Annotated in this window: 6 protein-coding genes; all 6 read right to left on the bottom strand. The window is 45.2% G+C overall.

Annotation, left to right across the window (positions count from 1 at the left end):
- Positions 1 to 136: 136 nt before the first annotated feature.
- Entirely contained in the window at positions 137 to 1,558 is a 1,422-nt protein-coding gene (locus AAEY72_RS03340; protein ID WP_352309436.1) for a glutamate synthase small subunit GltD family protein, read from the bottom strand.
- 192 nt (positions 1,559 to 1,750) lie between these two features.
- Positions 1,751 to 6,214, bottom strand: coding sequence for a glutamate synthase large subunit (gene gltB / locus AAEY72_RS03335; protein WP_352309435.1), 4,464 nt, complete (start codon positions 6,212 to 6,214; stop codon positions 1,751 to 1,753).
- Between the two features lie 898 nt (positions 6,215 to 7,112).
- The gene (locus AAEY72_RS03330; RefSeq protein WP_352309434.1) at positions 7,113 to 8,219 is read right to left on the bottom strand and encodes a hypothetical protein; all 1,107 of its coding nucleotides are present in this window, start codon (positions 8,217 to 8,219) and stop codon (positions 7,113 to 7,115) included.
- Positions 8,220 to 8,302: 83 nt separating this feature from the next.
- Positions 8,303 to 9,412: a 3-dehydroquinate synthase gene (gene aroB, locus AAEY72_RS03325; RefSeq protein ID WP_352309433.1), complete on the bottom strand. Its 1,110-nt coding sequence runs from the start codon at positions 9,410 to 9,412 to the stop codon at positions 8,303 to 8,305.
- Positions 9,413 to 9,550: 138 nt separating this feature from the next.
- Positions 9,551 to 10,111: a shikimate kinase AroK gene (gene aroK, locus AAEY72_RS03320; protein WP_026037374.1), complete on the bottom strand. Its 561-nt coding sequence runs from the start codon at positions 10,109 to 10,111 to the stop codon at positions 9,551 to 9,553.
- Between the two features lie 165 nt (positions 10,112 to 10,276).
- A complete protein-coding gene (locus tag AAEY72_RS03315; protein WP_352309432.1) occupies positions 10,277 to 12,637 on the bottom strand; it encodes a type IV pilus secretin PilQ in 2,361 nt (786 codons plus the stop codon).
- Positions 12,638 to 12,640 lie beyond the last annotated feature (3 nt).

The raw sequence follows: 12,640 nt of genomic DNA, 5'->3' as shown, positions 1-12,640 counted from the left end.
GTTACTCACAAACATGCTAGCAGTCGATTCTCTATTTACAAAGCATTAATCAAAAAAAACGTCTTCTGCCTATCAAAAGACAAAAGACGTTCATGTTCAAACGCTACTTATAAATTGCTGAGTTTAATAAATCTGACTAAACTTCCAAATAGTCGAGGATGCCTTCCGCAGCTTCGCGGCCTTCCCAAATAGCCGTCACGACTAGATCAGAGCCACGTACCATATCGCCACCAGCAAATATCTTAGGATTCTGGGTTTGGAACTTAAAGGTTTGTTTCTCTGCGGCCAATACGCGACCAGAGCTGTCCATCGCCACTTGCTGAGACTCAAACCAATCAGCAGGACTTGGTCTAAAACCAAATGCCATAATGACGGCATCACATGGGATGATCTCTTCAGAGTTAGGAATCGGCTCAGGACGCTGACGACCACGGTTGTCCGGCGCACCTAGATGCGTAGTGACTACTTTTACGCCATTGACCTTGCCATTTAAGCCAATGATTTCAGTAGGCTGACGGTTGAATAAAAACTCAACGCCTTCCTCACGAGCATTGACCACTTCGCGGCGTGAGCCAGGCATGTTTTCTTCATCACGGCGATAGGCACAGACCACTTGCTCAGCACCTTGACGAATACCGGTACGGTTACAGTCCATCGCTGTATCACCGCCACCTAATACCACCACTCTCTTGCCTTTGAAGTCGATATACTCTTCGGCATCTTTTTCCCAGTCATTACAACGGTTCACATTGGCGATTAAGTAATCTAGCGCATCGTAAACGCCTGTCAGTTCTTCACCAGCAAAGCCGCCGCGCATATAGGTGTACGTACCCATACCCATAAAGACTGCATCATATTCAGCCAATAGCTCATCGATAGTGACATCTGTGCCAATTTCTGTTTCTAGGCGGAATTCCATACCCATGTCTTCAAAAATCACACGGCGATTGCGCATGACGTCTTTTTCCATTTTGAACTCAGGAATACCAAAAGTCAGTAAGCCTCCGATTTCAGGACGTTTATCAAAGATGACAGGTTTTACGCCATTTCTGACCAAGATATCTGCGCAGCCAAGACCTGCTGGTCCTGCGCCGATAACCGCGACTTTTTTGTCCGTCCATACCACTTCAGACATATCTGGACGCCAACCGAGTGCAAAAGCAGTGTCGTTGATATATTTTTCGACGTTACCAATCGTCACTGCACCAAAGCCGTCGTTCAACGTGCAAGCACCTTCGCACAGACGGTCTTGTGGACAAACTCGTCCGCATACTTCAGGCAAGGTATTGGTACGGTGGCACAATTCTGCTGCTTGAAATATTTGACCTTCTGTCGCCAGTTTGAGCCAATTTGGAATGTAGTTGTGTACTGGACATTTCCACTCACAGTACGGGTTACCACACTCAAGACAGCGATGCGACTGCTGCGCCACTGATTCATTCTCAAACGGTTTGTAAATCTCGACAAACTCTGTTGAGCGCGTCGCGATGTCTTTTTTGGTCGGCTCAAGCCGAGGTACATCTAAAAACTGAAAGCTATTTTCTAAGCGTTTTGCCATGGTGTTATCTCTTTAATATAAGGCTCTTCTATGATGGGTGGTGGCAAGCAACGATGCTTAATACATCAGGACTTAGGACCTCTATGTCGTTGCTGCCACTTGCCTACTCGAAACCTGTGAGTTAAAACGTGTCTTAAAACGGAACGCTGGCGACTCTGATTAAATTAATTGATTGAATCAACTTAATACAAGCTATTGTGGGTCAGCCATTGTGGTTTTAAGGAGACTCGCAATGTTTGCCGCTTTTGGCTTCACCAAGTAAAACTTACGAACATAATGCTCAAAGTCAGCCAAAATAGTCTGACCCCACGCGCTACCAGTTTTCTCTACATGGGTCTCAATCACTTGTTGTAAATGAATGCGATGACCTTCCGTCTGCTCACTTGAGATACGGTTTAAATCAATCAACTCATGATTACAGCGATCAAAAAAATCCCCTTCCATGTCGAGCACATAAGCAAAGCCACCCGTCATACCGGCACCGAAGTTGAGACCAGTACGACCAAGAATGGTCATTATGCCACCCGTCATATATTCACAACAATGATCACCAGTGCTTTCGATGACTGCATGCGCACCAGAGTTACGAACCCCAAAACGCTCACCTGCGGTACCAGCAGCATATAGTTTGCCACCAGTTGCACCATATAGGCAGGTATTACCGATAATGGCTGTTTCTTGGGCGATGAAGTTTGAGTCTTTTGGTGGGTAAATGACAATCTCACCACCTGCCATGCCTTTTCCAACATAGTCATTGGCATCGCCTTCAAGCTCAATATTCAAGCCGCCAGCATTCCAAACACCCAAGCTCTGCCCTGCTGTACCAGTCAAACGAAGTTTTATCGGCATATCACTCATGCCAAGGTTGCCCCATACTTGTGCAATCTCGCCAGAAATACGAGCACCGATAGATCGGTCACAGTTACCAACAAAATAGCTATAATCGCCGCCATTACCTTGACGAATATTGAGCAGCATATCACTAATCATTTGCTCTGCAAGTAAGCCTTTATCAAATGGCTCATTACGCTCTACTTGACAGGTCTGCGCTTTGCCACTACTGGCCGGATGGCTAAATAATAGCGGTGATAAATCGAGATGACGCTGCTTATCAGTATTGCCTTCTAGCACGTCAAGCAGGTCTGTACGTCCAACCAGCTCTTCCATACTACGCACGCCCAATGCTGCTAACCATTCTCGTGTCTCCGTAGCGACAAACTTAAAGAAGTTAATCAACATTTCCGCTTCGCCAATGAAATGCTCATCACGCAGTTGGGCTTTTTGCGTGGCAACACCAGTCGGGCAGTTATTTAAATGGCAAATACGCAAATACTTACAACCAACAGCGATCATCGGCGTCGTACCAAAACCAAAGCTTTCAGCACCAAGAATAGCGGCTTTGACCACATCTAGACCAGTTTTTAGACCACCATCCGTTTGGATACGTACTTTGTCTCGAAGACCATTGACTCGCAACGACTGATGCGTCTCAGCAAGACCCAACTCCCACGGCGAGCCAGCATGATGGATAGATGACAGCGGAGAGGCTGCAGTACCACCATCATAACCTGAGATAGTAATCAAGTCGGCATAGGCTTTTGCCACGCCAGTAGCGATGGTACCAACGCCCGGACGTGAGACTAATTTGACCGAAACCAAAGCATCTGGATTGACTTGCTTTAAATCAAAAATCAGCTGCGCCAAATCTTCAATAGAATAAATATCATGATGTGGCGGCGGTGAAATCAACGTCACCCCCGGCACTGAATAACGCAAACGTGCAATTAAGGCATTGACCTTACCACCCGGCAGCTGACCACCCTCACCCGGCTTAGCACCCTGCGCGACTTTAATTTGCATGACTTCTGCTGAGCGTAGGTATGCTGGAGTCACGCCAAAACGACCAGAAGCAACTTGCTTGATTTTTGAGTTGCGCAAGGTACCATAACGTACTGGGTCTTCCCCGCCTTCACCAGAGTTTGAACGACCACCAATGGTATTCATTGCCATAGCGATCGCTTCATGCGCTTCAGGAGACAGCGCGCCTAACGACATACCAGCCGAGTCAAAGCGAGTCAAAATTTTGGAGATATCTTCGACGTCATTGACATCGATCGGATTGTCCGTCTTCAACTGCAATAAGTCACGCAAAGTGGCGACCGGACGGCTATTCACCAAATCAGCATAATTACGATAATTGTCATAATCGCCCGTGCGTACAGCGGTATGTAGGCTGTTAATCACGTCAGGATTAAAGGCATGGTATTCTTTATTAAAGACGAATTTCAGCAGACCACCTTGATCCAGTGGCGCGCGACGTTTAAAGGCATTCGCTGCTAGCTGCGCTTGATCGGCAGCTAAGTCTGCGAAAGTAGCCCCTTTGATACGACTTTGCACACCTTTAAAGCATAAATTGACAACTTCTTCTGAGAGGCCGACTGCTTCAAACAACTGCGCACCGCGATAAGAAACAATGGTAGAAATACCCATTTTTGATAAGATTTTTAGCAGTCCCTTATCCAAGCCTTTGCGGAAATTAACCCGCGCTTGAATCGGATCACCAAGCAGCTCACCAGTGGCAACCAAATCATCGATGACGTCATAAGCTAAGTACGGATAAACACAGGTCGCGCCAAAACCAATCAATACCGCTATTTGATGCGAGTCACGAGCCAGACCTGTCTCAATCACCAAGTTGGCATCAGTACGAATACCTTGGCCAATTAAATAGTGATGTACGGCACCAGTAACCATAATGGCATTGGCTGGCACTTTTTCTGCATCGATATCTTTGTCAGATAAAACGATCAGCGTATTACCAGCACGGATGCTAGTCGCTACTTGCTCACAAATAGCCACGATAGCATCAGACAGCTCTACAGTACGGTCATAGTTCAGATCAATACGCGCCATCTTGAACGCCGCATCATCTAAAGTTTCAAGTTGCTGCATCTTGCTGGCTGACAAGACTGGTGACGATAAAATAATACGGTGTGCGTCTCTAGCTGATGGCGCAAATACGTTGGTTTCCGCACCTAAGCATGTCTGTAGCGACATCACAATGGATTCACGTAGTGGATCGATTGGTGGATTGGTTACTTGAGCGAACTGCTGACGGAAGAAGTCACCGACATGGCGAATTTGCTGCGACAGAACCGCCATTGGTGTATCATCACCCATCGAACCAACTGGCTCTTGACCATTTTCAGCGTTCGGACGAATGATTTCTGTACGCTCTTCATTAGTGATGTGATACATTTTCTGCAAAGCTTTTAGCTTATCACCACGGCAAGCTTGCGCTGCCAAGGTTTCTTCTAAGCGCTCATCATCACGGACGCGTGTCGCTTCTTCACGTAGCCACTTGCGGTACGGATGAGCCGTTTTTAGTAAAGTTGCAATGGCAGTCGTATCTAAGACTTGACCAGTCAACGTATCAATGACTAGCATTTGACCAGGTCCGACTCGACCTTTTGCCAATACATCTTGTGGCGAGTAATCCCAAACGCCAACCTCTGACGCAACGGTAATATAGCCGTTCTTGGTGGTCACCCAACGTGAAGGACGCAGGCCGTTTCTATCGAGCATACAGACCGCATAGCGTCCATCTTGAATCACAAGACCTGCTGGACCATCCCACGCTTCCATATGCTGCGAGTAAAATTCATAAAACGCGCGCAAATCCATATCCATGCTATCAACATTCTGCCACGCAGGTGGTACCAGAATCGACATTGCATGGAACAAGTTCATACCACCAGACATCAGTACTTCAAGCATATTATCTAGGCTTGATGAGTCCGAACCTGTGCTATTCACTAATGGCGTCAGTTCATTTAAGTTAGGCAGTTTGTCTGATTTTAATTTTGGCGTACGTGCTTTAGACCAGTTACGATTACCCGTGATGGTATTCAGTTCACCATTGTGGGCAAGATAACGGAATGGCTGTGCCAATGGCCAGCGCGGCAATGTATTAGTTGAAAAACGCTGGTGGAACACCACGATATGCGAGGCCAAACGCTCATCTTGTAAATCCAAGAAAAACGCTGGAAGATCGGAAGGCATTACCAAGCCTTTGTAAATAATCGTTTGACAGTTCAGCGAGCACACATAAAACAGCTCGTCATCCACCAAACGCTGCTCTGCTTTTTTGCGGGCTACAAACAGCTTACGGTTAAAATCTTCCGCATCTAAAGTGTCAGGTGCATTGACAAATACTTGCTTAAAGCCTGGCAAGGTCTCACGACCAATCTCACCGACAATACTTAGATCAAGTGGCACGTCGCGCCAGCCAGCAATCTCTAAACCTTCAGCAATAATTGCATCAGCAAGTACCTGCTGACTGTACTGGGCCTTGGACTCGTCGAGATTAACAAACACCATACCCACAGCGAAATTATCTGTGATTACTAACTGTTGCTCGCGGGCAATGTCTTTGAAGAAAGCCGTGGGTGTCGCCAATAGCAAACCACAACCATCGCCTGTCTTACCGTCAGCAGCAACACCACCACGGTGCGTCATACAGCTGAGGCTATGAATAGCCGTTTTTACCAAATCGTGACTGGCTTGTCCCTCAATATGAGCAATCAAACCAAAGCCGCAGTTATCAGAAAAGTCATCCGGCGTGGCCAAATGCGTATGGGAAGAGATCATTGACATAGCTTGTCCTTTTGAGTAAACGGGCAGCTTATATATCCAATGCGGAGTATAAACTGGTGACCGCAGGCAGAACGGGCTGGTAGGTAAATATTCGTATATGCGAATTAATAAATAGTGCGATGCTCAGTAGACAGTTATGCTGTGAGAATAAGATGAAACTCTAACTCTCACAGTGCTTTGGCAACCAATCATTTGATAATCTAATAACAGACCACTCGTGTAATAATAAAATGCACCAATAAACCATCAGTAACCGCCCGTGGCAACCGAGTAAAATAACACCCTGTATACCAGTTACCCACTCATTAGCACTTTCATTAACGCTTGGTGTTACATCCTACTAGCGTGGCTTAGTAAGCGGCTAGTTGAGCATGCGACAATATGGCATTTTATTAATATTGAATATCAGACACTCTATATACAAGCGCCTTAGTAACCCTAATCGAAGTGACACTAGCAGGGATTTTGCGATTTGTAATAAGCTTACTATAGAGGGCCAATCGCCGCACTTGAAGCGACAACCGTTTAGTAAGCAACTATCTTACCACTAATAATAAGTTACTAAATGACTGCTCGTTAAACCGTTATTTACGATAACTATACAGAGCGTTGCCCATACTCATCTTAGTTAATGCTTAACAAAAAATCTAGTCTTTTCTATCGATTCATCAGCCATAAATTGTAAGACAACTTATTACTATTAGTTATAGGACAATGAAAAACCAGATTGAAAACTTAATACAAAGAGAGAAATTTAAGACTTAACTGCGAAGAGGCATAAAGCATGGCTGTCTCTAAGCCTCACTTTAAAACAGCCAAAACGAGTGCTAATACATCAAAAAACCCACTAACAAAGACGGTTAGTGGGTTTCATTATTAAATCAACACTCAATAAGGATCAGTTGCTTTTATCTTCTATTAGCGCCTTCATGCTGTCACTATTATTTTTTGAAGGATTGGTATTAGCGACTCGACCAGTAGCGTTCGAATTATTGCTTGCACCATTACTGCTATTCGTATTTGGTGGTTTTGGCGCTACTACCACTGGTGGTTTTTTTATAGGACTATTACCCGTTCCTGATGTCGTAGGCGTTTTATTGTCCTGATTAGACCTATTTGCCTCATTTTCGTTTTTAGCCGGTACTTCAGAGATTGATTGTGATTCATTACCAACAGTACGTTCTTCATTGACCGACAAGGTCGCAGAGGTATCAACTGACTGGCGGATACTTTCCTCACTACTACTATTAGTTACTTCTTGACCACCACGATTGGCATTATTGCTGACAGCTTTTTCATTGACACTATCATTAGCTTGCGTTGTCTGACGCACCGGCAATTCACGTTTGGTTGGACGCAAATTAACAGATTGTGTGCGTCTAGCACTCAAGTCTTTGACCGGATCAGGGCGTTCATAATTGTCGATGATACTGACATAGCGATTAATTTCTTCAGGCAAGACACGCACATTGGCCGGTAGTCTAAAATCAATTAATTTGGCAGCACCAACAGCCTCTTGCGGACTACTCATCAAACCATAAGTCAGCATATAACGGATCTGACTATTATCATCAAGATAGCGAAAGTACGAAAACTTCTCACGGTCTTCACGGCCTTCTAAATAACTGACAATCACTTCGTTTTCCGCAACATTCATCACCTGCACGGTCCATTTTCCTTTATTAGCCAGCAGATAACGCTTGTCTTTAAATTCATCAGGATAACTGCGTAAATCACGAACCGTCGCATCAAAACTGATCGGCTGTACATCCGTATCTAGTTCATGTAGCGACTCAATGGCTAATGGCTGCTCAAGTTCGGCACTTAATGTTTGCGGGGCTGATATCGGGGCATTTTCAATCTTGGCACCCATCGCTGGTGTTTGACTAAACATCCAAACCAAAGCCGTAGCAACGCCCAACACTAGGGTCACTAACAACCAAATCAGTGCTTGACGACGATATGACTGACCAGCGGTGCGAGTCGACGAGCTAGATGCTGCCATGAGGAGATCCTTGGTGAAATATAGTTAAACGCTTTAAATCTGTGCTCATACCAATATAGTGACAATCAATAAATTTGACGTTCTCATGAGCTATGTTGTGACAAGACATCAGTGAGAAGCTCGGCATCAAAATCATTGGTCAACACAGCTTCACCTATTGATTTTAGCAAAATAAGGCGGATTTGTCCGTGTTTCACTTTTTTATCATGACCCATCAAGTCTAAAGCCGTTTGTACGTCAATAGTAGGCGGGGTAATAGGCAAATTGGCCAATGTCAAAACGCGCTTAATACGAGCCACGTCCTCATTCGTTAACCAGCCTAGTTTTTGTGACAGCTCAGCCGCTTGTACCATGCCAGCGGCAACGGCCTCACCATGCAGCCAATTACCATAGCCTTCATGGGTTTCGATCACATGACCAAAAGTGTGGCCGAAGTTCAATAACGCACGCACACCCGACTCTCTTTCATCTTGGGCGACGACATCGGCTTTGTACTGACAGCAACGTTTTACCGCCTCGCCAAGTACCGCCAAATCTAAAGCCATCATTGCCGGTAAATTGTGCTCAAGCCACGTCAAAAAATCTGCATCCATGATAAGCGCGTATTTAATGACTTCAGCAAGACCTGCCGAAAGCTCACGCGCTGGTAGGGTTTTTAGCGTACTCATCTCAGCAAGTACTATTTGCGGCTGCCAAAAAGCCCCAATCATATTTTTGCCTTGGGCATGATTGATGCCTGTTTTGCCACCAACGCTTGAATCCACTTGCGACAATAACGTGGTTGGAATTTGAATAAAATTCACCCCGCGCATAAAGCTGGCGGCTGCAAAGCCTGTCATATCACCAACCACGCCGCCACCAAGTGCGATAAGCGTAACATCACGATTGAAATGCTCAGCCATTAGGGCATCATAAATTTGGTCAATACTCGTCTGGTTCTTATATTGCTCACCATCTGGTAACACACAGACCTTTACCGTAAATTGCTGTGCTAGCTCATCTTCTAACGATTTTAAGTACAAAGGTGCCACAATATCATTGGTGACAATCAATACTTGGCGACCGCTAATATAAGGTGCGACTTGCTTCGCCATACTGCTATCTTCTGTCGCAGATTTTTCAGTAATGATGATTGGATAATCATGACTTTGCGTGTGTACCGTTAAGCCATCATGAAACAGTGCCGTTGCCATGAAAGTCTCCCTGAGCATTTTTTAGTGAAGTAACATTAGCTGAGTATCGTTATAAATCTAGAGCGTGTCCTCAATTTAATCGATAGCGAGCTAAATGGATTAAAATGAGGACACGCCATAGTCTATTATTTTTTATCTTCAATCTTCTTTAGAGTCTGGTGTTATAGAAGGCGCGCAACACAAAGATTCGAGCTGCTGTAATAATTGATTGACCATATGGCGAGGATACGTATGACCAGTAGGCATAATGATGTGAGCCACTTGCCGGTATAATGGATCGCGCTTACTGTATAAATCTTGCAATATTTTTCTGGGGTTGGGCTGTTGTAATAAGGGTCGCGACTTATCTTTGGCAGTGCGTGCCATTTGCACATCAACTGGTGCATTGAGATAAACCACGATACCACGCTGCTTAAGAAATTCACGATTTTCAGCAGCCATGACAGCACCACCACCCGTTGCCAAGACAATCTGCTTTTGCTGGCTCAGCTCATCAATGGCACGTGTCTCACGTTCACGAAAGCCCGCTTCGCCTTCTTTAGCGAATATCCAAGCAATATCAGCGCCGGTTTGCGACTCGATATACCAATCGCTATCTACGAATGTCCGCCCTAACTGCTTGGCAAGCAGTCGGCCAATTGTGGTCTTCCCCGCTCCCATCGGCCCCACTAAAAATACCGACGGTAATTCCTCCACCATAACACTCACTCAGCTAAATTAGGTATGATACAACGTCATTGATATTCTGGCTAGTAATGAGCAGTGATTATTATGAGTAAAATCCACGCACGCACAAAAACTTACCCATAAAAAAAGCAAGCACTAGGGCTTGCTTTTTTTGATTCATAACCGATAACACGATTATTAATTTAAACGGCTCACACCATCGTTGATCAGTTTTGGCGTGACAAATATCAGTAGCTCTTCTTTAGAGTTACTACGGACATCACGACGGAATGCACGACCGACGTAAGGCAAGTCTCCTAAGAAAGGCACTTTATTTACCTCATTAGTCGTACGGTTTTTAAATACCCCGCCTAGTACGATGGTTTGACCATCTTCAACGATGACATTGGTCGAGATTGAATCTTCAGCGATCGCTACCTGATTATTGATAATCGTTGGCGTGCCATTGGTAATAACAAGTTGCAAGCCAATTTTACCATCTGGTGTAATGTTCGGCGTCGCCTCTAAGCTTAGCGCTGCTTCTTTAAAGCTGGTCGTGGTTGCGCCACTGGCCGATGCTTCTTGATAAGGAATCTGCGTACCCGATGATACTTTGGCCGTTTGTTTGTCCGCTGTCAAAATCTTTGGCGTTGAAATAACTTCACCGCGATTGTCGGCTTGCAGTGCTGACAACTCAAGATCCAGCATCACATCCGACATACTTAACAAGCCAAAAGCGATACTACCCGCTGGGTTGGCAACGCCTAAATCAACGTTTAAGTTATCGGGACGGCTGATATCATAGGAAGGATAAGAAACCGTTTGACCATTGACAGTCGTCGTTTCAATATCAAAATCCTTAAGATCTGCCAAAGTCTGATTACTACCGCCGACCAATAGGCTACGGTTATTCGCCGCGCCATTCGATAGGATACCCCAACGAACGCCAATCTCTTTACTAAAGCTATCAGTCGCACTAACGATACGCGCTTCAATCATCACTTGACGAACCGGAATATCAATTTTGCTGATTAGATTGTGGATATTTTCGATACTATCCGCGACATCTTTGATAATCAGAGTATTGGTACGCTCATCAACCGTGACCGTTCCACGATTAGACAATAAGGTATTGTTGTCATTAGCATTTGAATTGCCAGTGTTGCTGCCACCAGATGAACCACTACCTTGCGAAATAAGGGTTAATACATCTTGCGCTTTTGCATAGCTTAAGCGAATGTATTCGGTACGCAGTGGCGCATAAGATTCAACCGCTTGCTGCGCTTCAAGCTCACGCGCTTCTTGTTCAGCAAGTTCTGTAGATGGCGCGACTAAAATCACATTGCCATTCTCGCGTTTGCCCAGATTTTTACTTTTTAGAATAATATCAAGCGCTTGATCCCAAGGCACATTGATCAGGCGCAAGGTGATGTTACCCGCCACCGAATCACTAGCGACGATATTCATATCGGTGAACTGCGCTAAAATATCTAAGACGCTACGGATTTCAACATCTTGAAATTCCATGGATAGCGCTTCGCCACTGTACACCCTCTCTTCCAGTGTTGGCTCTCGTAGCAACTCAGGTTTACTGATACTGACATTTAGCTGGTTACCCGATTGGTAAGCTTGATACTCATAATCTTCAGTCATATTAATGGTGATAACCCCATTTTGACCTTGGTTTTTGGTATCAATACTACTAACGAGACCACTATTAATATTCAAGCGACGCAATAAGTTTCTCGGTACCGTGCTGCCAGTTAGGCGTACGACCAGTTTATTACCTTGGCGCTGTACATCAACCGGGATCGCTTCGTTGGCAAGCGCAACACTAACGTTGCCACCACCGTTACTCCCTGCCGAAAAATTCACCGCCGTTAAGCCATCATAGCTATACTGCTTACTGACTTGAGAGGCAGCAAGTTGTGGATTTAGTAGCGGATTGACTCGCACTACCATTGTATCCGTCGGCACTTGGTTATTCACCACGGTCGTGCTAGTTGCGACTGTTCTCACTGAAGTGACAGGCACGCTACTGGTTTCTATAATCGGTGTAACCACTGCCGTCGTGGTAATGCCATTATTGTCATTGAGTACGTCTTGAATCGGGTCATTTGTGATGACTGGGCGACTGGGATCGGTAAGGGTTAACAGCAGATCATTGCCATCAATCGCTGTCGTATAGTTACCCGCTTGTTTAAGCCCAACAATCAGACGCGTGGTACTGTCACTGCTTAGCGTCGTGACATCATTTACCATACCAATATTGTATTCGTTAAAGCGACTGGCAAGTCCGTTTTGCACCTGTTCAAAATCCAACACCAGACGGCTAGGATCATCGAGCTGATAAGCAGCAGGTAATACTGGCAAGCCTACAAAACCTAAACGCATTTGTGTCACTGCTGGTGCAGTCTGTACCACAGAGACATTATTAATGCGCTGGGCGGCATGGGCGCTGCTACTAACTGCTACCATGCTGATTGCCAATGCAGAAATGGCAAAAGCAGAAGAGACGCGGTTGCTCATCATCATTACCTTGTTATTGCGTACTGTCATTAT

This window comes from Psychrobacter sp. W2-37-MNA-CIBAN-0211 (genome assembly GCF_040309405.1).
Lineage (GTDB): Bacteria > Pseudomonadota > Gammaproteobacteria > Pseudomonadales > Moraxellaceae > Psychrobacter > Psychrobacter glaciei.
The sequence above is the reverse complement of the archived record's forward strand: the minus strand, read 5'-3'. Positions and strand labels throughout refer to the sequence as shown.

Bases quoted from the DNA above. Each gene is read 5' to 3' on its own strand.
- AAEY72_RS03330 (WP_352309434.1), bottom strand. From the start codon at position 8,219: ATGGCAGCATCTAGCTCGTCGACTCGCACCGCTGGTCAGTCATATCGT.
- AAEY72_RS03315 (WP_352309432.1), bottom strand. From the start codon at position 12,637: ATGACAGTACGCAATAACAAGGTAATGATGATGAGCAACCGCGTCTCT.
- aroB (WP_352309433.1), bottom strand. From the start codon at position 9,412: ATGGCAACGGCACTGTTTCATGATGGCTTAACGGTACACACGCAAAGT.
- aroK (WP_026037374.1), bottom strand. From the start codon at position 10,111: ATGGTGGAGGAATTACCGTCGGTATTTTTAGTGGGGCCGATGGGAGCG.
- gltB (WP_352309435.1), bottom strand. From the start codon at position 6,214: ATGTCAATGATCTCTTCCCATACGCATTTGGCCACGCCGGATGACTTT.
- AAEY72_RS03340 (WP_352309436.1), bottom strand. From the start codon at position 1,558: ATGGCAAAACGCTTAGAAAATAGCTTTCAGTTTTTAGATGTACCTCGG.